At 64.8% G+C, this 22,699-nt stretch carries 18 protein-coding genes and 2 tRNA genes; 11 read left to right on the top strand and 9 right to left on the bottom strand.

What is annotated here, in order from left to right:
- Nucleotides 1-66: 66 nt before the first annotated feature.
- Nucleotides 67-1,287: an N-acetylmuramoyl-L-alanine amidase gene (locus tag A5753_RS15415; RefSeq protein ID WP_067129617.1), complete on the top strand. Its 1,221-nt coding sequence runs from the start codon at nt 67-69 to the stop codon at nt 1,285-1,287.
- Nucleotides 1,288-1,298: 11 nt separating this feature from the next.
- On the opposite strand, the gene A5753_RS15410 is transcribed toward A5753_RS15415, so the two are convergent.
- The 9 genes from A5753_RS15410 to rpmH all read right to left on the bottom strand — a co-directional run bounded on the left by A5753_RS15410 (nt 1,299) and on the right by rpmH (nt 7,795).
- Nucleotides 1,299-2,084, bottom strand: coding sequence for an acetyltransferase (locus A5753_RS15410; RefSeq protein ID WP_156656122.1), 786 nt, complete (start codon nt 2,082-2,084; stop codon nt 1,299-1,301).
- 268 nt (nt 2,085-2,352) lie between these two features.
- A complete protein-coding gene (locus A5753_RS15405; RefSeq protein WP_067129612.1) occupies nt 2,353-3,339 on the bottom strand; it encodes a ParB/RepB/Spo0J family partition protein in 987 nt (328 codons plus the stop codon).
- 23 nt (nt 3,340-3,362) lie between these two features.
- Nucleotides 3,363-4,379, bottom strand: a complete 1,017-nt coding sequence (locus A5753_RS15400; protein ID WP_231990087.1) for a ParA family protein — start codon at nt 4,377-4,379, stop codon at nt 3,363-3,365.
- Nucleotides 4,376-5,116, bottom strand: a complete 741-nt coding sequence (gene rsmG, locus A5753_RS15395; RefSeq protein ID WP_067129608.1) for a 16S rRNA (guanine(527)-N(7))-methyltransferase RsmG — start codon at nt 5,114-5,116, stop codon at nt 4,376-4,378. Before rsmG ends, A5753_RS15400 begins: the two co-directional genes overlap by 4 nt.
- Before the next feature lie 80 nt (nt 5,117-5,196).
- Entirely contained in the window at nt 5,197-5,763 is a 567-nt protein-coding gene (locus tag A5753_RS15390; protein WP_067129605.1) for a R3H domain-containing nucleic acid-binding protein, read from the bottom strand.
- Nucleotides 5,764-5,846: 83 nt separating this feature from the next.
- A complete protein-coding gene (yidC, locus tag A5753_RS15385; RefSeq protein ID WP_156656121.1) occupies nt 5,847-6,941 on the bottom strand; it encodes a membrane protein insertase YidC in 1,095 nt (364 codons plus the stop codon).
- On the bottom strand, nt 6,925-7,272 hold the full coding sequence (gene yidD, locus A5753_RS23930) for a membrane protein insertion efficiency factor YidD (protein WP_082971340.1): 348 nt from the start codon (nt 7,270-7,272) through the stop codon (nt 6,925-6,927). Before yidD ends, yidC begins: the two co-directional genes overlap by 17 nt.
- Nucleotides 7,269-7,628 carry a ribonuclease P protein component gene (gene rnpA / locus A5753_RS23925; RefSeq protein WP_082971339.1) on the bottom strand — a complete coding sequence of 120 codons (360 nt, stop codon included), beginning with the start codon at nt 7,626-7,628 and terminating at the stop codon, nt 7,269-7,271. The genes yidD and rnpA overlap by 4 nt, the downstream gene beginning before the upstream one ends.
- Before the next feature lie 23 nt (nt 7,629-7,651).
- Nucleotides 7,652-7,795 (bottom strand): 50S ribosomal protein L34, encoded by a 144-nt coding sequence (gene rpmH / locus A5753_RS23920; RefSeq protein WP_082971338.1) that lies wholly within the window; start codon nt 7,793-7,795, stop codon nt 7,652-7,654.
- Nucleotides 7,796-8,391: 596 nt separating this feature from the next.
- On the opposite strand from rpmH, the gene dnaA reads away from it, so the two are divergent.
- The 10 genes from dnaA to A5753_RS15330 all read left to right on the top strand — a co-directional run.
- Nucleotides 8,392-9,927, top strand: coding sequence for a chromosomal replication initiator protein DnaA (gene dnaA / locus A5753_RS15375; RefSeq protein ID WP_067129750.1), 1,536 nt, complete (start codon nt 8,392-8,394; stop codon nt 9,925-9,927).
- A 567-nt stretch (nt 9,928-10,494) separates the two neighbouring features.
- The gene (gene dnaN, locus A5753_RS15370; protein ID WP_067129595.1) at nt 10,495-11,694 is read left to right on the top strand and encodes a DNA polymerase III subunit beta; all 1,200 of its coding nucleotides are present in this window, start codon (nt 10,495-10,497) and stop codon (nt 11,692-11,694) included.
- On the top strand, nt 11,695-12,852 hold the full coding sequence (gene recF / locus A5753_RS15365; protein WP_067129592.1) for a DNA replication/repair protein RecF: 1,158 nt from the start codon (nt 11,695-11,697) through the stop codon (nt 12,850-12,852).
- The gene (locus tag A5753_RS15360) at nt 12,849-13,406 is read left to right on the top strand and encodes a DUF721 family protein (protein WP_067129589.1); all 558 of its coding nucleotides are present in this window, start codon (nt 12,849-12,851) and stop codon (nt 13,404-13,406) included. Before recF ends, A5753_RS15360 begins: the two co-directional genes overlap by 4 nt.
- Before the next feature lie 256 nt (nt 13,407-13,662).
- Nucleotides 13,663-15,696, top strand: coding sequence for a DNA topoisomerase (ATP-hydrolyzing) subunit B (gene gyrB, locus A5753_RS15355; RefSeq protein WP_067129585.1), 2,034 nt, complete (start codon nt 13,663-13,665; stop codon nt 15,694-15,696).
- Between the two features lie 41 nt (nt 15,697-15,737).
- Nucleotides 15,738-19,514 (top strand): intein-containing DNA gyrase subunit A, encoded by a 3,777-nt coding sequence (gyrA, locus tag A5753_RS15350; protein WP_067129582.1) that lies wholly within the window; start codon nt 15,738-15,740, stop codon nt 19,512-19,514.
- An 89-nt stretch (nt 19,515-19,603) separates the two neighbouring features.
- Nucleotides 19,604-20,497: a DUF3566 domain-containing protein gene (locus A5753_RS15345; RefSeq protein WP_067129580.1), complete on the top strand. Its 894-nt coding sequence runs from the start codon at nt 19,604-19,606 to the stop codon at nt 20,495-20,497.
- 70 nt (nt 20,498-20,567) lie between these two features.
- A tRNA-Ile gene (locus A5753_RS15340) sits at nt 20,568-20,641 on the top strand.
- A gap of 145 nt (nt 20,642-20,786) precedes the next feature.
- Nucleotides 20,787-20,859: transfer RNA gene (locus tag A5753_RS15335), tRNA-Ala, on the top strand.
- Nucleotides 20,860-21,106: 247 nt separating this feature from the next.
- Nucleotides 21,107-22,699: type I polyketide synthase (locus A5753_RS15330; protein WP_197694706.1), on the top strand; the 1,593-nt coding region annotated here is incomplete at its 3' end.

The following is a 22,699-nucleotide window of genomic DNA, read 5'->3' as shown; positions in this document are numbered from 1 at the left end:
TCTGCGACAATACCGTTAGCTGTTGCCCACATCTGAGCTTGTCGATAGTCCCGGAGGGCCCTTGGTATGTCGAGTCCGCGCCGCGAATACGGCGACGCGCTGCGTTGTGGTGACCACAGCGCTGCTGTGACCGAGATCCGGGCGACGCTGGTCACGCTGGGCCTGCTGGATAGCTCCGGGGACGATCTCAACACCGGCCGGCACGTGGCCCTCGAACTCTTCGATGCCGAACTCGATCAAGCGGTCCGTGCCTTTCAGCAGTATCGCGGGCTGCTGGTGGACGGCATCGTCGGCGAGGCCACCTACCGCGCGCTCAAGGAGGCGTCGTACCGGCTCGGCGCCCGCACCCTGTATCACCAATTCGGTGCCCCCCTGTTCGGCGACGACGTGGCCACGCTGCAGGCGCGGCTGCAAGACCTGGGCTTTTACACCGGCCTGGTCGACGGATACTTCGGGCTACAGACCCACAACGCGTTGATGTCGTACCAGCGCGAGTACGGGCTTTCCGCCGACGGTATCTGCGGCCCAGAAACGTTGCGCTCCTTTCGTTTCCTGAGTTCGCGGGTCACCGGTGGATCTCCGCATGCGCTGCGCGAAGAGGAGCTGGTTCGCTCATCCGGTCCCAAATTGTCGGGCAAGCGGATCATCATTGATCCGGGCCGTGGCGGAGCGGACCACGGCACGATCATGCAGGGCCCGTCGGGACCGATCAGCGAAGCAGATGTGTTGTGGGACTTGGGCAGCCGCTTGGAAGGGCGGATGGCCGCGATCGGCATGGAGACTTTCCTGTCGCGACCGGTCAACCGCAGTCCCCTCGATGCCGAACGCGCCGCCACCGCCAACAACGTCGGCGCCGACCTGATGATCAGCCTGCGCTGCGAAAGTCAGATCAGCGCGGCTGCCAACGGGGTGGCTTCTTTTCACTTCGGCAACTCGCACGGTTCGGTCTCCACCATCGGGCGCAACCTCGCCGACTTCATTCAGCGAGAAGTCGTGGCGCGCACCGGTTTACGGGACTGCCGCACGCACGGCAGGACATGGGATCTGCTGCGCCTGACTCGGATGCCGACGGTACAGGTCGACGTCGGCTACATCACCAACCCTCGGGACCGCTCGATGCTGGTCTCGACGCAGACGCGCGACGCCATCGCCGAGGGAATCCTCGCCGCGGTCAAGCGGCTTTACCTGTTGGGCAAGAACGATCGCCCTACTGGCACCTTCACGTTCGCCGAACTGCTGGCCCACGAACTGTCGGTGGAACGCACCAGCCAACTCGGCGGTTCTTGATTACCAACCGCCTAGGCTGATTCGGACGCATCCGCTGTCGTAGACCCGGCGCCCGCTGTCGTAGACCCGGCGCCCGCTGTCGTGGACCCCGCGCCGACCGGCTGCTCCAGATGTGCGTTTTCCAGCAGGCGCTCCAAGGCCGCCTCCACCTCCGCCTTCCAGCCGAGGCCCTTGTCGAGTTCCAGCCGCAGCCGCGGGAAGTACGTATGTGGCGCTACCACAACGAAACCCGTGTCTTTCAAAAATTCTGCATCCATGACGCAGTGGTCCACCGAGCAGTCGCCGACGGCTTCCAGCACCGGCCGTACATCGGGACCGACCAGGCGCGGATCCTGCAGTTCCGAAGCCGCCGGGGTGCGGCCGAATGCTTCGAGCGCGCGGACGCCGCGGCGTACCAGTTCATCGATGACCCGGGCGATCAACCCGTGCGGCAGGTCGTCGGCGGCCGGTCCGGGTTCGATGCCCATCGACGTCAACAGGACTGCGTCGGCGGACACCGGACCGGTCGGGAACCGCTGCGCCCGCGGCACCGCTCGCGGCGGGGCGTAGAACACGTAGCCCAGACACGGGGGCTCGGCTTGGCTTCGCTCGTCGGGGACCGCGGTCGCGACTTGCCCGCACGATCCCCACTCCAGCATCACCATCGAGAGCCACGCTTCTTTTTCGAATTCGGGGTCGGCGAGGTGGTCCTGATTACCGAGGGTCGCTGGATCGACTTCCCAGAAGACGCACCGGCGTGCGTGCTTGGGAAGCTGCTCGAATGCCTCGAGCCGTAGCGGCATGATTCGAGCGGACACTAGCCTCCTGGCTCCTGTGCGGTACTGCAGCCATCTGCACCCGGCAACCCCTCCAGGATAGGAGAGGTGGTCCTAATCGGGCCAGCTTTGGCCTGGTCCTTCAGGTTGGTCCGCCAGAACGGCCGCCACCGTGCCGCCGTCGCGCGCCCTACGGTCGAAAGTCGTTGTTGGGCATGCCGTTTCGTCGAGCCGGAGCGCCCGGTACGGGTGGGCTCGCCACAAAAAGTTGCCCGGGTGTCACAGTGACGTAATTACACGGTGTCCTAGTTCACGCCTTGGGCGGGGACATAACGTCCAAAATCCGCTGAAGATCGTCCACCGAACCGAACTCAACCACGATCTTGCCTTTGCGCTTGCCCAGGCTGACCGTGACGCGGGTGTCGAACGCGTTCGACAGCCGATCGGCGACGTCTTGCAGGCCCGGCATCTGGATGGGCTTGCGTCGCGGGGCCGTCGGCGTGGCCGCGCCACTCCGGTTGGCCAACGTGACCGCCTCCTCGGTTGCCCGCACCGACAGTCCCTCAGCAACGATCCGGGTGGCCAGCTCCTCCTGCGCCTCGGGGCCGGCCTCCAGCGACAGCAGGGCGCGAGCATGGCCAGCGGACAGGACTCCGGCCGCCACCCGCCGCTGTACCGCGATCGGCAGCTTGAGCAGCCGGATCATGTTCGTGATCAGCGGCCGCGACCGGCCGATCCGAGCGGCCAGCTCATCGTGGGTGACGCCGAATTCGTCGAGCAGTTGTTGGTAGGCCGCCGCCTCTTCCAGCGGGTTCAGCTGCACCCGGTGGATGTTCTCCAACAGGGCGTCGCGCAGCAGGTCTTCATCGCCGGTCTCGCGCACGATGGCCGGGATGGTCGCCAGGCCGGCCTCTTGCGCCGCGCGCCAGCGCCGCTCCCCCATCACGATCTGGTACCGCGCACCGGTCGTGGAGTCCTTGACCGCTCGCACCACGATCGGCTGCAAGAGGCCGAACTCGCGGATGGAGTGCACCAGCTCCGACAGGGCTTCCTCGTCGAAAACCTGCCGGGGCTGACGCGGGTTGCGCTCGATGTCGGCCGGCGCGATTTCGCGATAGACCGCACCCATCGACGATGCGTCCTGCGGTGGCGGCCCCCCGATCAAGACGTCCGCGGCGGCGTCGCCCATCCGCGGACCAAGCGTCGCCGGGCCCGAGTCGCCCTCCGCGGGGCCGGTCGGGATAAGCGATGCCAGGCCCCGGCCGAGGCCGCCCTTCTTGCGTAACGGCTGCGTCATGGTCGTCCCTTCGCGGATGGTGGTCAGTCGCGCTCGGCGAGTTCGCGGCTCGCATCGAGGTAGCTCATCGCCCCGCGTGAGCCGGGGTCGTAATCGATGATGGTCATGCTGTAGCCCGGTGCCTCGGAAACCTTCACGCTGCGCGGAATGACGGTCCGCAACACCTTGCTCCCGAAGTACCGGCGGACCTCTTCGGCGACCTGGTCCGCCAGTTTGGTGCGGCCGTCGTACATGGTGAGCACCACCGTGCTCACTTCGAGCTTCGGGTTCAGGTGCGCCTTCACCATTTCGATGTTGCGCATCAATTGCGAGACGCCCTCGAGCGCGTAGTACTCGCACTGGATCGGGATCATGACCTCTGGCGCGGCGACAAGCGCGTTGATGGTCAGCAGCCCGAGCGATGGTGGGCAGTCGATGAAAACGCAGTCGAAGTCGAGGTTCTCGAGGTCGGCCAACGCGGTGCGCAGCCGGTTCTCGCGAGCCACCATGCTGACCAATTCGATTTCCGCGCCCGCCAAGTCGATCGTCGCCGGGATGCAGAACAGGCGCTCATTGTGCGGGCTCTGCCGGAGCGCGTCATGCACGGCGACCTCGCCGAGGAGGACCTCGTACGAGGAGGGCGTCCCCGATTGCCGATCGGTGATGCCGAGTGCCGTGCTCGCGTTGCCCTGCGGGTCGAGGTCGATGACGAGGATCTTGAGACCCTGCAGCGCGAGCGCCGCCGCGAGGTTGACGGCGGTCGTCGTTTTGCCGACCCCGCCCTTCTGGTTCGCGACGGTGAAGACCCGACGGCGCGACGGCCTGCGGAGCGGCGGGTAAGTGGTGTGCAGCACCCGCATCGCGCGTTCGGCGGCCGCCCCGATGGGGGTATCGAAGTCGTCCACTGTTTCACGTGAAACATTCGCCGTCGCGGTCGGTGCAGCGGCGGCCTGCGGCGGTGTGGAGGTGTCCTCACTCGCCGGCGCCAGAGCTGGATCCACCGCTTGGTGAACCTCTCCCGGCGGCTGAGAAGCCGGCGGCAAATCTCCTGGAGCAGTCATCGAGTTCCGGCCCTCCCGGTCCGTGCCGGTTTGTGGTGCGGCGACTTTGCGCGTCGCGCTGAAACTACGGTTGCGGGGGGACGCAAATAGGTCGCGCCACATGTCACCACCCTGACATCAGTGGCGCCCGATGCTGTCATCACACGCCGGAATCGTTGAACTTCATCGGACGCCCGCTCCCCCTTGATCGCGAGCATCCGCCCGGTGGGCCGGAGTAACGGCAAGCTCCACTTTGTCAATTTGTCCAACGATGCAACTGCTCGCGACACCGCAGCATCCCTCTCCCCGAACCGGTTACGGACGCCGAGTTCCTCCGCGCGGCCACGGACCACCTCGACGGCTAACCCTAGTTCGTTGATGACCTCGGTGAGAAATTCGCTGCGTCGCAGCAGCGGCTCGAGCAACACGACCTCCAGATCGGGCCGTGCGATCGCCAGCGGTATCCCCGGCAAGCCTGCCCCGCTGCCGATGTCGATGATGTGCTCACCCGGGTCGAGGAGTTCGGCGACGGCCGCGCTATTGAGAATGTGGCGATCCCAAATGCGGCCGACTTCGCGCGGTCCGAGCAGGCCGCGCTCCACCCCCGCGGTCGCGAGGAATTCCGCATACCGCTGCGCGATTCCGAGCCGCTCGCCGAAGATCGCGGCCGCGCCGTCCCGGGCGCTGGCTTTCCCGGCGCCCTCCCCCGAGCGGCCCGCCGCGGCATTCGCGGCTTCGCCGTGTTTCACGTGAAACATCCTCTAGTCGGGGCGCACACTGTCAACTTTCAGAGGCCGGCGAACGACGGGAACTACACGGCTGTAACTCTGTGGGTCAGTCAGTCGTGCAAGACGACCACGCGGCGCGCAGGCTCAACGCCCTCGCTCTCGCTGTGCACACCGGAGACCGCGGCGACGGCGTCGTGGACGATCTTGCGTTCGAACGGCGTCATCGGCGAAAGCTCTTCGCGCTCGCCGGATTCGAGCACCCGGCGCGCGACCTTGTCGCCCAGCGCCGCCAGTTCCTCCCGACGTCGCCGGCGCCAGCTCGCGACGTCGAGCATCAATCGGCTGCGCACTCCGGTCTTCTGGTGCACCGCTAATCGGGTGAGTTCCTGGAGCGCGTCGAGCACCTCGCCACCTCGACCCACCAACTTGTTCAAGTCGTCGCTGCCATCGATGCTCACGATGGCGCGGCTGCCCTCGACGTCCAAGTCGATGTCGCCGTCGAAGTCCAACAGGTCCAACAACTCTTCGAGGTAGTCGCCGGCTATCTCGCCCTCCGCGACCAACCGGTCCTCCAGATCATCGGTCTGCTCCGCGCCAGCGTCCGCGGCATCCTCGGCGGCCGATGGTGTGTCGAGCTCTGTATCAACGTCGCGCTCGGTGGTGTCGGCGTCTGTCATGTCTTCTCTCCCTCAATCCAGTGGGCCCCAGCCCAATTGGGATCGCCCTCTTCGGGCGCCCCCCGATAGCTATTGCGCCCGTATCAGCGTTTGCGTTTTTTCGGTCGCGCCCCGGGTCGGGGCGTGCGGTTACTCGGGCCCCCGCTCGCGTCAGGCGCCGGACCATCGGTCACATCGGAATCCGTCGCCGTGGAACCGGGCGCGTCGGCGTCGTTGTCGGCCGCCGACGAACCGTTCCCGGCCGGCGAATCCGCCTTAGGATTCCGTTTCGGCTTGGCTCCCGGCGCCGGAGCGTTTGCCGCCCGGCGCTGGATCACTTCCTGCTTCTTGGCTTCGTCCTCTTTCTCGATCATCCCGAAGACGTAGTGCTGCTGCCCGAAGGTCCAAATGTTGTTCGCGAACCAGTACAGGATGATCGCGAGGGGAAGGAACGGCCCACCGACCACCACGCCGAGCGGGAACACGTACAACGCGAGTTTGTTCATCATCGCGGTCTGCGGGTTGGCCGCCGCTTCCGGACTCTGCCGCGCGACCGATGCCCGGCTGTTGAAGTAGGTCGCGACCCCCGCCAGGATCATTACCGGTAGGCCCACCGCGATCACGGCCGGCCGGCTGAAGAAGGTGAACGCGTCCAGCCCGGTGCGCTGCGTCATGAAGGCGCCGATCGGTGCGCCGAACAAGTTGGCGTCCAGGAAGTGCCCGACGTCGGTCGGGGTGAAGACGTAGTTTCCGGTGAGACGGTTCTGCGCCACCGACAAGTGGGGCTGACCGAAGCCGCCAGTGGTCCGGTTGAACGAGCGCAGCACGTGATACAGACCGATGAACACCGGGATCTGCGCCAACATCGGCAGGCAGCCCAGGATCGGGTTGAAGCCATGTTCGCGCTGCAGCTTTTGCATCTCGAGCGCCATGCGCTGGCGATCCTTGCCGTACTTCTTCTGCAGCGCCTTGATCTGCGGTTGCAGCTCCTGCATCTGGCGCGTGGTACGGATCTGCCGAACGAAAGGCTTGTACAGCAGCGCCCGAAGGCTGAAGACCAGGAACATCACCGACAGCGCCCAGGCGAAGAAGTTGGACGGCCCCAGCATGGAGGCGAACAACTTGTACCAGACCCACATGATCCACGACACCGGGTAGTAGACGAAGTCAAGGCTGAAGAAATCAAACAAAAGATCCACTCTCCCCTCGCGACGCTCGGACAGCCCCGGCGTCGCTGACATCTTGGCAATTCACGTGGCTTCGGGCACGGTCCGGTATCGGATCCCATCCGCCTTGATGCCATGGTCCGCACTTGGCGAGCCTGGCCGCGGCCAACCAGCTCCCCCGAATCAGGCCGTACTCGCTGAGCGCATCGACCGCGTACTGGCTGCAGGTCGGAACGAAGCGACATGACGCGGGGCGTAGCGGCGACAACATATGCCGGTACAGCTGGATCAGAAAAATCACGCCGCGCGCCGCCGACCTTCCCGTCGCACGGGCGAACGCGCGCAGCCGCGCCGGCGCGGTCATGACTTGCTTCCCGCCGCCGGGACTCGCCGCAAACATTGGCGCAGTTCCTGCTCGAGTCGGGCCGAGGACGCGGTCCGACTGCTGGGCAACGCACGGATCACCAACTGGTCTGCTTGGTCGAGCTCTGCGAGTAGGGTGCGCGCGACATGCCGCAGCCGACGAGCGACGCGATGCCGGTCCACGGCGGATCCGACGGGCTTGCCGACCACCAATCCGACGCGCGGGTCGCGCGTTTCGTCAGGATCGGATCCCCGGCGAAGATGCACGACGACATCGGGCTGTGCCAGACGAATCCCGTGCTTCACCGTCGCGTCAAAGTCATTTGACCGCGTCATGCGGTTGCGTGCGGGAAGCACCGCTGTAAGACCTGGCGCTGCGATCAGGCAGAGAGCGCGCGGCGACCCTTGCGGCGCCGATCGGACACGATTGCGCGCCCGGCACGTGTGCGCATCCGCAGGCGGAAGCCATGCACGCGGGCTCGGCGCCGGTTATTCGGCTGGAAGGTCCGCTTGCCCTTGGCCACGACGTTCTCCTCGTTGTGTTGCCATCCGGCCGCTCAGACGCTTCGCATCGGCTCGTCTGCGGTTCGACCGGAGGTGGTCTTGGTGCTGCTGGCCGGCGCGGTCCCCAAGTGGTTCGGGTCGCAGCCGTATCGCCGACTTTCGGGCGACTGTTTGAGGGTACTGACGAGGCTTCGCCTGGTCAAACCTGGCTTGCCACAAGGAAGCCGCGCGGAGGTGTACAGAAAGATTTCCGTTTCGATCACACTCGCCGTGGTCGTGGCTACGATAACGAGCCGAAGCAAGCCCCACATACCCTAAACGACCTAATTGGAATACGGCAGAACTGTTGGCAGCCGAACGGAAAACTGTTAGCTTCTGCGAAGTCGTTTTAGACGACAAGCAGCGCTCGGCAACGAAGCGAGGATGGTAGATCGACTAGCTGCCAAGACGACCCCTCAAGGTTCTCTTCCAGCGCGGAGATCGCGAGCCGGCCATAGGCTGTGGCTCGCCTACGATCATCCTGTCCACACCTGTGTATAACTATGTGGACAGTTGTTTTGTCGCCAAGCGTGATGTGACTCGGGTCGGGACGTTCGAGAACCAGGGAGATGCGTCGTTGACCGATGACCCCGGTTCCAGTTTCACGACAGTGTGGAATGCGGTCGTTTCCGAACTCAACGGGGAACCAACCGCGGACGGCATGGCGGCCAACCGCATGACCCTTGTCACTCCCCTCACGCCGCAGCAACGAGCGTGGCTGAAGCTGGTTCGCCCACTCACCATCGTCGAGGGATTCGCTCTGCTGTCGGTGCCAAGCAGCTTCGTCCAGAACGAGATCGAAAGGCATCTCCGGGCCCCGATCACCGATGCGCTGAGCCGCCGACTCGGGCAGCAGATCCAACTCGGAGTCCGCATCGCACCCCCGCCCGACGATGTCGACGATGCGCTCATCCCGCCGACGGAACCGTTCCCCGGATCCGATCAGTCCTTCCCCACCGACGAAGCCGTCGTCGACACCGAGGAAGCTTTCGAAAACAGCGAGACCGTCAACGACAACCAGCCCGGCTGGCCCAACTACTTCACCGAGCGCCCGCATGTGATCGATCCGGCAGTCGCCGCCGGAACGAGCCTCAATCGCCGCTACACCTTCGACACCTTCGTCATCGGCGCCTCCAACCGGTTCGCACACGCCGCCGCCCTGGCGATCGCCGAAGCGCCGGCCCGCGCGTACAACCCGTTGTTCATCTGGGGTGAGTCCGGTCTCGGCAAGACCCACCTGCTGCACGCCGCCGGGAATTATGCGCAGCGGCTCTTTCCGGGCATGCGGGTCAAGTACGTCTCGACCGAAGAATTCACCAACGACTTCATCAATTCGCTCCGCGACGACCGCAAGGTCGCGTTCAAGCGCAGCTACCGCGACGTCGATGTGCTGCTGGTCGATGACATTCAGTTCATCGAGGGCAAAGAAGGTATCCAGGAGGAGTTCTTCCACACCTTCAACACCCTGCATAACGCCAACAAACAGATCGTCATCTCATCGGACCGGCCGCCCAAACAGCTGGCCACCCTGGAAGATCGGCTGAGAACGCGATTCGAGTGGGGCTTGATCACCGATGTGCAGCCACCGGAGCTGGAAACCCGCATCGCCATCTTGCGTAAAAAAGCTCAGATGGAGCGGCTAGCGGTCCCCGACGACGTCCTGGAACTCATCGCCAGCAGCATCGAGCGCAACATTCGAGAGCTCGAAGGGGCCCTCATTCGGGTGACCGCATTCGCCTCGCTGAACAAGACGCCGATCGACAAGGCGCTGGCCGAGATTGTGCTGCGCGATCTGATCGCCGATGCCAGCACCATGCAAATCAGCGCGGCCACCATCATGGCGGCCACCGCCGAATACTTCGACACCACCGTGGAGGAACTCCGCGGCCCCGGCAAGACTCGGGCACTGGCCCAGTCGCGCCAGATCGCCATGTATCTGTGCCGCGAACTCACCGATCTCTCACTGCCCAAGATCGGGCAGGCATTCGGCCGGGATCACACGACGGTCATGTATGCGCAGCGCAAGATCTTGTCCGAGATGGCCGAGCGGCGTGAGGTTTTTGACCACGTCAAGGAACTGACCACTCGCATCCGCCAGCGCTCCAAGCGCTGAGTTCTCGTCTTCCCACCGCACCGAACCACCGGTTTTCGGGTTCGGCCGCTCGTGTTTGTAATTTTTTTCGAAAAACTTCACGCACGCCCGTCACACCAGTCCCACCGATGACATGTGAGCAGGGCTGTGCACAACGCATTCAAACGCCGGTGCAGTAACGCCGCTTGCGTGCACAGCCGTCGTACGTCCCCACCCGCCCAACACGTCACCCACAGGTGCTCGCCGCGCGATGCACAACCCGATCGCGGCGCTAGCTGCGCCGAGGCGATGCTGTCCCCAGAATGCACAGGCCTTAATACTGGTACTGAGATATCTTTATCGGTTCTTCTTTGAAATACAGGCTTGGGGACGCGCGGTGCACACCCGTCGTCCGGGTCTTCGTCAGCCCGGGTTGTCGGGCTTTGCGATTAGCTTTCAAGATGGCGTCGAAGGATCTACGGTTGTTCTTCGACTGCCGTTGCGGTCGTCGTTGGCATTACCCGCCATCGGCGTTCGTGGCGGAGCCCCGTGCTAGCGGGGGCGGCTAGCCAAATGGATTCGAAAACGCTGGGTAGGTGAAGGGACGCTATGGACGCGGCGACGACAACGGCTGGCCTCAGCGATTTGAAATTTCGTTTGGTTCGGGAGTCTTTCGCAGACGCGGTGTCGTGGGTGGCGAAGAACCTGCCGTCCAGGCCCGCCGTGCCCGTGCTTTCCGGTGTGCTGCTGTCGGGGACCGATGAAGGCCTGACGATTTCCGGATTCGATTACGAGGTTTCCGCCGAAGCGCAGGTTGCAGCCGAAATAGCTTCTCCGGGAAGCGTTTTGGTATCCGGCCGGCTGCTGTCGGACATCGTTCGGGCGCTGCCCAACAAACCGATCGACTTCTACGTCGACGGTAATCGGGTGGCCCTGCACTGCGGAAACGCGAGGTTCTCGTTGCCGACGATGGCGGTTGAGGACTACCCGACGTTGCCGGCGCTGCCGGACGAGACCGGGACGCTGTCCGCGGACCTGTTCGCCGAGGCGATCAGCCAGGTTGCCATCGCGGCCGGCCGTGACGACACGTTGCCGATGCTGACTGGCATCAGGGTGGAGATTTCGGGTGACACGGTGGTTTTGGCCGCCACCGACAGGTTCCGCTTGGCGGTTCGTGAGCTGACCTGGTCGGCGGCCTCGCCGGACATCGAAGCTGCGGTCCTGGTCCCGGCCAAGACGTTGGCTGAAGCCGCCCGAACTGGCGCCGACGGCTCCGAGGTTCGCTTGTCGTTGGGTGCGGGGTCGGGCGTAGGCAAGGACGGATTGCTCGGCATCAGCGGTAATGGCAAGCGCAGCACCACCCGCTTGCTCGATGCTGAATTTCCGAAATTTCGTCAGTTGCTGCCGGCCGAGCACACGGCAGTCGCGACCATCGACGTGGCGGAGCTGACGGAGGCCATCAAGCTCGTCGCGCTGGTTGCCGACCGGGGCGCCCAAGTCCGGATGGAATTCAGCGATGGGTCGCTGCGACTGTCGGCCGGTGCCGATGACGTCGGCCGGGCCGAGGAAGATCTGGCGGTCGATTTTGTCGGCGAGCCGCTGACCATCGCGTTCAACCCGACGTACCTGACCGATGGGCTGGGATCGGTCCATTCTGAGCGGGTGTCGTTCGGTTTCACGACTCCGGGCAAGCCGGCGTTGCTGCGACCGGTGTTGAGCGACGACAGCCACCCCACCGGAACGGGCCCGTATAGCGCCGTACCGACCGATTACGTCTACTTGTTGATGCCTGTCCGGTTGCCTGGCTAGGTGTACGTCCGGCATTTGGGACTGCGTGATTTCCGGTCCTGGGCACACGCCGACATCGAATTGGAGCCCGGTCGGACGGTCTTCATCGGAGGCAATGGGTTTGGGAAGACGAATCTCCTTGAGGCACTGTGGTATTCGAGCACCATGGGCTCACATCGGGTGGGAACGGACGCGCCGTTGATCCGCTCGGGTGCTGACCGCGCGGTGGTTTCCACCATCGTCGTCAACGACGGCCGGGAGTGCGCGGTGGATCTGGAGATCGCCGCGGGCCGGGCCAATAAGGCCCGCCTCAACCGCTCACCGGTGCGCAGCACTCGCGAGGTGATCGGGGTCTTGCGCGCGGTGTTATTTGCTCCCGAAGACCTGTCCTTGGTGCGGGGTGACCCGTCTGACCGGCGGCGCTACCTCGACGATCTGGCGACGGTGCGTCGGCCTGCGGTGGCCGGGGTGCGCGCCGACTACGACAAAGTCTTGCGCCAACGCACGGCGCTGTTGAAATCCCTGTCCGGTGCCCGCTATCGCGGTGACCAGAGCGCACTGGACACGCTCGACGTCTGGGACAGTCGCCTCGCCGAGCACGGCGCCCAATTGATGGCCGCCCGCATCGATTTGGCGAACCAGTTGGCACCCGAGGTCGAAAAGGCCTATCAGTTGTTGGCCCCCGGATCACGTGTCGCTTCCATCGGCTATCGATCCAGCTTAGGCGCCGATGTAGCGGCAGATATCGCCGATGCCGACCGCGACGTTTTGGAAGGCGCGCTGCTGGCGGCCTTGTCAGCGCGCCGCGACGCGGAGCTGGAACGTGGAATGTGTCTCGTCGGTCCACACCGCGACGACTTGGAATTGCGGCTCGGCGACCAGCCCGCGAAAGGCTTTGCCAGCCACGGGGAATCGTGGTCCTTCGCGTTGTCGCTACGGCTGGCCGCCTACGAATTACTGCGAACCGAAGAAAGTGAACCGGTGTTGTTGCTCGACGACGTGTTCGCCGAACTCGACGCCGCCCGGCGCCGCGCGCTGGCTACGGTGGCCGAATCGGCCGAGCAGGTGTTGGTCACCGCGGCGGTGCTCGAGGACATTCCGACGGGCTGGGAAGCCAGGCAGATCTATGTCGACCTACGCGACGGCGGCGCCGGGCGGGTATCGGAGATGCGCTCATGACGGGCGGGGATGACGGGTCGCGTCCCACCGAACCGTCGAATGCCCTCAGTGGGATCGATTTGGTACGGCGCACCCTCGAGGAAGCGCGGGCGGCCGCCCGGGCTCAGGGCAAAGACGCCGGCCGCGGCCGGGCGGCGGCCCCCTCCCCGCGCCGAGTGGCGGGCCGGCGGCGCAGTTGGTCAGGGCCAGGACCCGATGCCCGCGATCCCCAGCCTCTGGGCAGGCTGACGCGTGATCTGGCGAAGAAACGTGGTTGGTCCGCGCAAGTCGCCGAGGGCACCGTGCTGGGCAACTGGGCGACCGTCGTCGGCCACCAGATCGCCGACCACGCCGCGCCCACCGCGCTCAAGGACGGGGTGCTCAGCGTGGTCGCCGAATCGACGGCATGGGCCACCCAATTGCGCATGATCCAGTCACAGTTACTGGCCAAGATCGCGGCGGCCGTCGGCAACGGAGTGGTGACGTCGCTGAAAATCACCGGCCCGGCCGCGCCCTCCTGGCGCAAGGGGCCCCGCCATATCGCTGGAAGGGGCCCGCGCGACACCTACGGTTAAGGGGTCGAACAGCCGGCCACGGATCCCCAGACGAGTGTTTGTCCACAGCCCCTGAAATCCGCCAGGACGACGCGGACCCCCTCGACATACGTCGGGACGCGGCCAGAATAGAGAAATCGTCCGCACGGCGCGGTTAGCTGGGTAGAAACGCGGGCAGAAAATCGGTGCGGGCGGGCGATCACGCTAGACTGACGGGATGCGACTGTTGCGGTGACTGGAACCGCCCGCATGAAACCCCAAGGAGAGCATTCCGACCGTGGCTGCCCAGAAGAAGAAGGCACAAGACGAATACGGCGCTTCAGCGATCACCGTGCTCGAAGGGCTCGAGGCCGTCCGCAAACGCCCGGGCATGTACATCGGGTCCACCGGTGAGCGCGGCCTGCACCACCTCATCTGGGAGGTGGTCGACAACTCGGTCGACGAGGCGATGGCCGGCTACGCCGACAAGGTCGACGTCCGCATCCTCGACGACGGCAGCGTTGAGGTCTCTGACAACGGCCGCGGCATCCCGGTGGCGATGCACTCCACCGGCGCCCCCACCGTCGACGTCGTGATGACGCAACTGCACGCCGGCGGCAAGTTCGGCGGTGAGAACAGTGGCTACAACGTCAGTGGTGGTCTGCACGGCGTCGGTGTGTCCGTGGTCAATGCGCTGTCCAAACGTCTCGAAGTGGACATCGCCCGCGACGGCCACGAATGGTCGCAGTACTACGACCGCGCCGTGCCTGGAACCCTCAAACAGGGTGAGGCCACCAAGCGGACCGGAACGACGATCAGATTCTGGGCCGACTCCGACATCTTCGAGACCACCGACTACGACTTCGAGACCGTGGCGCGCCGGTTGCAGGAGATGGCGTTTCTCAACAAGGGGCTGACCATCAACCTCACCGACGAGCGGGTGACCAAGGAGGAGGTCGTCGACGAGGTCGTCAGCGACACCGCTGAAGCGCCGAAGTCCGCCGAGGAAAAGGCCGCGGAATCCACTGCGCCACATAAGGTCAAGCACCGCACCTTCCACTACCCCGGTGGGCTCGTCGACTTCGTCAAGCACATCAACCGCACCAAAAGTCCGATCCAGCAGAGCATCATCGACTTCGACGGCAAGGGTCCCGGCCACGAGGTCGAGATCGCGATGCAGTGGAACGGTGGCTACTCGGAATCGGTGCACACCTTCGCCAACACCATCAACACCCACGAGGGCGGTACCCACGAAGAAGGTTTCCGCAGCGCGCTGACGACCGTGGTCAACAAGTACGCCAAAGACAAGAAGCTGCTGAAGGACAAAGATCCGAACCTCACCGGCGACGACATCCGCGAAGGGCTGGCCGCGGTGATCTCGGTCAAGGTGAGCGAACCGCAGTTCGAGGGCCAAACCAAGACCAAGCTGGGCAACACGGAAGTCAAGTCGTTCGTGCAGAAGGTCTGCAATGAGCAACTGACTCACTGGTTTGAGGCCAACCCATCCGAAGCCAAGACCGTTGTCAATAAGGCCGTGTCGTCGGCCCAGGCTCGCATCGCTGCGCGCAAAGCGCGAGAGTTGGTCCGGCGCAAGAGCGCCACGGACCTCGGCGGGCTGCCCGGCAAGCTCGCCGACTGCCGCTCCACCGACCCGCGCAAGTCGGAATTGTATGTGGTGGAAGGTGATTCGGCCGGCGGCTCGGCCAAGAGCGGGCGCGACTCGATGTTCCAGGCCATCCTGCCGCTGCGCGGCAAGATCATCAACGTGGAGAAGGCCCGCATCGACCGGGTTTTGAAGAACACCGAAGTCCAGGCGATCATCACCGCGCTGGGCACCGGCATCCACGACGAGTTCGACCTCACCAAGCTGCGTTATCACAAGATCGTGCTGATGGCCGACGCGGACGTCGACGGCCAACACATCTCGACATTGTTGTTGACGCTGCTGTTCCGGTTCATGCGGCCGCTGATCGAGAACGGGCACGTGTTTTTGGCGCAGCCGCCGCTGTACAAGCTGAAGTGGCAGCGAAGCGATCCTGAATTCGCCTACTCCGATCGCGAGCGCGATGGCTTGCTGGACGCCGGCCAGAAGGCGGGCAAGAAGATCAACAAGGACGACGGTATCCAGCGTTACAAGGGTCTCGGTGAGATGGACGCCAAGGAATTGTGGGAAACCACAATGGATCCTAGCGTCCGGGTGCTTCGCCAAGTCACGCTCGACGACGCCGCGGCCGCCGACGAATTGTTCTCCATCCTGATGGGCGAGGACGTCGACGCGCGCCGCAGCTTTATCACCCGTAATGCCAAGGACGTTCGCTTCCTGGACGTCTGAGCGATCAGACCGGCCACCGTTGACCAACCAACGAGGAATACATGACTGACACCACGCTGCCCCCAGGTGACGACTCCGTCGACCGGATCCAACCAGTCGACATTCAACAGGAGATGCAGCGCAGCTACATCGACTACGCGATGAGCGTCATCGTCGGCCGCGCGCTGCCTGAGGTGCGCGATGGTCTCAAGCCGGTGCACCGCCGGGTGCTCTATGCAATGTATGACTCGGGGTTCCGCCCGGACCGCAGCCACGCCAAGTCGGCGCGCTCGGTCGCCGAGACGATGGGCAATTACCACCCGCACGGCGACGCATCGATCTACGACACCCTGGTGCGAATGGCGCAGCCGTGGTCGCTGCGCTATCCGCTGGTCGACGGGCAGGGCAACTTCGGTTCGCCGGGCAACGACCCGCCAGCCGCGATGCGCTACTGCGTCACTGGCGACGCGTTGGTCCGTTTGCCGCTCGGTCAGGCGGTCAGGATCGGCGGTGTCGTTCCTGGATGCCGTTCGAACTCCGACAACGTCTTGGACTTGAAAGTCCTCGACCGACACGGCAATCCCGTCTTGGCCGATCGGTTGTTCCACTCGGGTGACCACCAGACGTACACGGTTCGGACTGCGGAGGGCTACGAGGTCACCGGGACCGCAAATCACCCATTGCTCTGCCTCGTCGACGTCGGCGGTGTTCCTACGCTGCTGTGGAAGCTGATCTCAGAGATCAAACAGGACGATCATGTCGTCTTGCAGCGCAACGAGCCCGTCGAGCTGGGCCCGGCTGATTGGCAGCCGACGATGGAGGCGCTGCTTCTCGGCGCGTTCATCAGCGAGGGCTTTGTTTCCGAAAAGCGTGCCGGCTTCAATAATCTCGATCGCGATTACTTTGCGACCGTGGTCGCGGCATACGACGCCGTGGTCGGTGGACAGCGGTACGTGTCGAGTCGCCGAATCGCCTCAGGCTCGATCCTGCACGAGCTTGATATCCACAACCTGACCGCTTTGCAGCAGAGCCGCCTCGCTGAGCTGAGCAAGCAGCGCTCGGCGCAGAAGGTCGTACCTGAATGGCTCTGGAACGCACCTGCTGCGGTGAAGCGGGTGTTCCTCGGAGCGCTGTTCGAAGGCGACGGTTCATGTTCTGCATTGCCGCGCAATACGATTCAGGTTTCTTACTCAACCCGCAGCGAACGCCTTGCGAAAGACGTCCAGCAGATGCTGCTGGAGTTCGGCGTGGTGTCGAAGCGTTATCGCCACGCTGTTGGTGAGTACAAAGTCGTCATCACCAACCGTGCGCAAGCCGAGCTTTTTGCCCGCCAGATCGGTTTCGGGGGGGTCAAGCAGGACAAGCTCGTCGGCATCCTGTCGGCGATGCCACCCTGCGCCGGACAGGACACCGACCACGTTCCGGGCTTGGCCCAATTTATCCGCAAGCACTGCGGCAGCCGATGGACCGATAAGGATTGGTTGAATCGACACAACATCGACCGTTTGTCGTGCTGGCGGCGCGATGGCGAGCAAATCCTTTCTCGTATCGCCGATCCGGATGTTCGCGCAGTCGCGACTGATCTGACGGACGGGCGCTTCTACTACGCCCGAGTAGCCGCCGTAACCGAGGCCGGAGTGCAGCCGGTCTACAGCCTCCGCGTCGACACCCAAGACCACGCGTTCATCACCAATGGCTTCGTCAGCCATAACACGGAAGCGCGGCTGACTCCGCTCGCGATGGAGATGCTGCGTGAAATTGACGAGGAGACAGTCGATTTCATCCCCAACTACGACGGCCGTGTGCAAGAGCCGACGGTGCTGCCCAGCCGGTTCCCCAACCTGCTCGCCAACGGCTCCGGCGGTATCGCGGTCGGCATGGCGACCAACATCCCACCGCACAACCTGCGCGAGTTGGCCGAGGCCGTCTACTGGTGCCTGGACAATTACGAGGCCGATGAAGAGGCTACCCTGACCGCGGTCCGCGAGCGGGTCAAAGGCCCGGACTTCCCCACCCACGGTCTGATCGTCGGATCGCAAGGCATTCACGACGCGTACACCACTGGCCGCGGGTCGGTCCGGATGCGCGGAGTCGTTGAGGTAGAAGAGGATTCACGCGGCCGCACCTCGCTGGTGATCACCGAGCTGCCGTACCAGGTAAACCACGACAACTTCATCACCTCGATCGCCGAGCAGGTCCGCGACGGCAAGCTGGCCGGCATCTCCAACATCGAAGACCAGTCCAGTGACCGCGTCGGTCTGCGCATCGTGGTGGAGATCAAGCGCGACGCTGTGGCCAAGGTGGTGCTGAACAACCTCTACAAGCACACCCAGCTGCAGACCAGCTTCGGCGCGAACATGTTGTCGATCGTCGACGGGGTGCCGCGCACGCTGCGGCTCGACCAGATGATCCGCTACTACGTCGCGCATCAACTCGACGTCATCGTCCGGCGCACCACCTACCGGTTGCGCAAGGCCAACGAGCGCGCGCACATCTTGCGCGGTTTGGTCAAAGCGCTCGACGCGCTCGACGAGGTCATCGCATTGATTCGCGCGTCGGAGACCGTGGAGATCGCGCGGGCCGGCCTGATCGAGCTGCTGGATATCGACGAAATCCAGGCCCAGGCAATCCTGGACATGCAGCTGCGCAGGCTGGCAGCTCTGGAGCGGCAACGCATCGTCGACGACCTGGCCAAGATCGAAGCCGAGATCGCAGACCTGGAAGACATCCTGGCCAAGCCCGAGCGGCAGCGCCGGATCGTGCACGACGAGCTGAGCGAAATCGTCGACAAGTACGGCGACGAGCGTCGTACCCGGATCATCGCCGCCGACGGCGACGTCAACGACGAGGACCTGATCGCCCGCGAGGACGTCGTCGTCACCATCACCGAGACCGGCTACGCCAAACGCACCAAGACCGACCTGTACCGCAGTCAGAAACGCGGCGGCAAGGGCGTGCAGGGCGCCGGCCTCAAGCAGGACGACATCGTGCGGCACTTCTTCGTGTGCTCGACGCACGATTGGATCCTGTTCTTCACCACGCAGGGCCGCGTCTACCGCGCCAAGGCATACGAGCTACCCGAGGCCTCGAGAACCGCTCGCGGTCAGCACGTCGCGAACCTGCTGGCGTTCCAGCCCGAGGAACGCATCGCACAGGTCATCCAGATCCGCGGCTACGAGGACGCCCCGTACCTGGTGCTGGCCACCCGCAACGGTCTGGTGAAGAAGACCAAACTGACCGACTTCGACTCGAACCGGTCGGGCGGGATCGTCGCGGTCAACCTGCGCGACGGCGACGAGCTGGTCGGCGCGGTGCTCTGCTCCGCCGACGAGGACCTGCTGCTGGTCTCGGCCAACGGCCAGTCCATCCGGTTCTCGGCGACCGACGAGGCGCTACGCCCGATGGGCCGCGCCACCTCCGGGGTGCAGGGCATGCGGTTCAACGCCGACGACTACCTGTTGTCGCTCAACGTCGTCCGCGAGGGCACCTACCTTCTGGTGGCGACGTCGGGCGGATACGCCAAGCGCACCGCGATCGAGGAGTACCCGGTGCAGGGCCGCGGCGGCAAGGGAGTCCTGACGGTGATGTACGACCGCCGGCGTGGCAGGCTGGTTGGTGCGTTGATCGTCGATGAGGACAGCGAGCTCTACGCGATCACCTCGGGAGGCGGCGTCATCCGGACCGCGGCGCGCCAGGTTCGCAAGGCGGGACGGCAGACCAAGGGCGTGCGCCTGATGAACCTGGGTGAGGAGAACACGCTGTTGGCCATCGCCCGCAACGCCGAAGAGAACGCGGACGAAGTCGTCGAGCAAATCGACGGTGCCCAGTCAGACAGTTAGTCGGTAGCGAGCCATTAGACTCAGCCCGACCAGACGTAATGCGACTGCCACCGCTTGGGCGGCCTGCCTAGGAGACCTAAGGAGTCGGGGTGACCTCACCGAACGAGCCGGGCGCCCCCAAGCAGGGGGATGGCCCCAACGGGGATGGTTCGGTCGAACGCGCCGGTGCGCGCCACGGGGTGCCGCCGGCACAGGGCGGCCGTGCCCAAGAGGGCGGGGATGGACCACCGTGGCAGCGCGGTGGCGCCCGGCCCCAGGACCCGGGGCCTCGACAGAACGAGCCCTTCACCGAGAAGCGAGCATCGAGCCAGGCAGGCGGCGTTGATGCCCGGCTGAACCGATTCATCTCCGGCACCGCGGCGCCGGGGGCGGGTGCCCCGTCGCATGCCAAAGAGCCGGAGCCTGCGACCACCCGCGGTGAGCATTCTCCGACCGAGGCCTACGCCAGCGAATTACCGGACTTGTCCGGCCCGGTGCCGCGCGGCCCGCACCGCAAGCCCGTCCCCGAGCGGTCTGCGGAGTCGCCGGCCTCATCGGCGGGTGGACGTCCGGCTACGGCCGAAAGCCGGGAAGGCCGAGAAAGCCGCGATAATCGGGTGCAGGTGTCACGCCGGACACGCGGCCCGGTGCGGGCCAGCATGCAGATCCGCCGCATTGATCCGTGGAGCACGTTGAAGGTGTCGCTGCTGCTCTCGGTGGCGCTGTTCTTCGTCTGGATGATCGCCGTCGCATTCCTGTACCTGGTGCTCGGCGGCATGGGCGTGTGGTCGAAGTTGAACAGCAACGTTGGTGACTTGCTGAACAACACCAGCGGCAGCAGCGGTGAACTGGTGTCCAGTGGCACGATATTCGGCGGTGCCGTCCTGATCGGCCTGGTGAACATCGTGCTGCTGACCGCGGCGGCCACCATCGCCGCGTTCGTCTACAACCTGACGACCGACCTGATCGGCGGCATCGAGGTCACGTTGGCGGACCGCGACTAGCGTGGATGCTGCGCTTTTGGGAGTCGGGCGCAGATTGCGGTAATCTCGTCGCTCGGCCGTACGCGAGTACGGGCCTATAGCTCAGGCGGTTAGAGCGCTTCGCTGATAACGAAGAGGTCGGAGGTTCGAGTCCTCCTAGGCCCACAACCATGTGCCCGTCAAGACGTTGCGTAAGACTCGCACTGCCGCTGGGACTTATCGCCGTATTGGCAGCGGTGGCGTGGTCACGACGTGGAGTCGAGGTCTGGCACGTGGCTGTGGATGACCAAGGTCAGCTACTCAGTCACGAGGGGCCTTAGCTCAGTTGGTAGAGCACCGCCTTTGCAAGGCGGGTGTCAGGGGTTCGATTCCCCTAGGCTCCACAAGTGTCAAGCGCACATCTCTCTTTTGCGACGGGACCGCCAATTAGAACTCCCAGTTAACTCTTGTCTCGCGCACAACCAGGGTTTCTACATACCACCGCGGAATGGTGGCGATCGGCTAACATCCCCGACAACTGACCGGTCGCTACAGCGACAAGGCAGCCCACAACGCACTCCACCTTCGCGGGGAGGAGGAAACGGCTTTGTTCGGGCCAGTTCGCCATCGGGTGTTGCCTCAGGATTGGCCATGTCTGCGGTCCCTGTAGCTAAGGCACCTTTTACTGCCGTCATCGGCATGGCATGCCGGCTTCCCGGCGGCATCACCTCGCCAGACCAGTTGTGGGAGGCGCTGCTGCGCGGCGACGACCTGGTTACCGAAGTTCCACCGGAGCGGTGGGACGCCGACGAGTACTACGACCCGCAGGCCGGTGTGCCGGGTCGGTCAGTGTGCAAGTGGGGCGCCTTCCTCGATGACGTCGCGGGCTTTGATGCCGAGTTCTTCGGCATCACCGAGAAAGAGGCGACCGCGATGGATCCGCAGCATCGCTTGCTGCTGGAAACCTCATGGGAGGCCATGGAGCACGGCGGCCTGACCCCGGATGTGCTGGTCGACTCGCGCACCGGTGTGTTCATGGGCTTGATGCATGACGACTACCAATTCGTGCATGCCGAGGCCAACGCGCTGGAGGGACCGTACGGATACATGGGCAACAGCTTCGCCATGGGCTCCGGGCGGATTGCCTACACACTGGGACTGCGCGGTCCGGCGATGACGGTGGATACCGCATGTTCGTCCGGTCTGGCGGCAGTCCACGTGGCCTGCCGCAGCTTGCACGACGGAGAAAGCGACATCGCCCTGGCGGGCGGCGCATCGGTGTCGCTCGAACCGCGCAAATCCTGTTCGGGTTCCGCCATCGGCATGCTGTCGCCCACCGGACGTTGCCGCGCGTTCGACGTTGCCGCCGACGGATTCGTGGCGGGTGAAGGATGCGTCGTCCTGATGCTCAAGCGGTTACCGGACGCGCTCCGGGCCGGTGACCGGATCCTGGCCGTGCTCCGTGGTACGGCCGCCAACCAGGACGGCCACACCGTGAACATCGTGACGCCATCGAGGACGGCACAGGTCGAGGCCTACCGGTCGGCGCTGGACGTGGCCGGTGTGGACGCCCGCACCATAGGCATGGTCGAGGCACACGGTCCTGGTACGCCCGTGGGTGATCCCATCGAATACGCAAGCCTGGCAGAGGTATACGGCCTCGACGGGCCATGCGCGCTGGCATCGGCGAAGACCAATTTTGGGCACACCCAATCGGCTGCGGGGGCGCTGGGGCTGATGAAGGCCATCCTCGCGGTGCAGCACGGTGTGATTCCACGCAATCTGCATTTCACCCGACTACCTGACGACATGGCCGAGATCGAGACCAACCTCTTTGTGCCACAGGATAATACGCGTTGGCCAAGCAACGGTCACCACGGCCCCCGACGGGCGGCGGTGTCGTCGTACGGGTTCTCGGGAACCAATGTGCACGCGATCGTGGAACAAGCACCCGTGATGGCCGCACCGACCCGTTCCGACGTCGACGGACCACTGCTGTTCGCCCTGTCGGCCACGTCGGCCAGCGGGCTGCGGCAGACCGCGGAGGGTCTCGCGGACTGGGCTGACCTGCACGCGTTGGACTTTGCGCCAACGGATCTGGCGTACACACTCGCTCGCCGCCGTGGGCCCCCCCCCCGGCGGCCCGCGGGGCGAGCCCCCCCCCAAGAGGAGCCGGGCCGCGGGCGGGGCGCCGAGCCGGGGGGGGGGGGTGCCCAAACGGCCGCCCGCCCGCCGCGCGGCCCC

This window comes from Mycobacterium sp. 852002-51971_SCH5477799-a, assembly GCF_001667145.1.
Taxonomy (GTDB): Bacteria; Actinomycetota; Actinomycetes; order Mycobacteriales; family Mycobacteriaceae; genus Mycobacterium.
The sequence above is the reverse complement of the archived record's forward strand: the minus strand, read 5'-3'. Positions and strand labels throughout refer to the sequence as shown.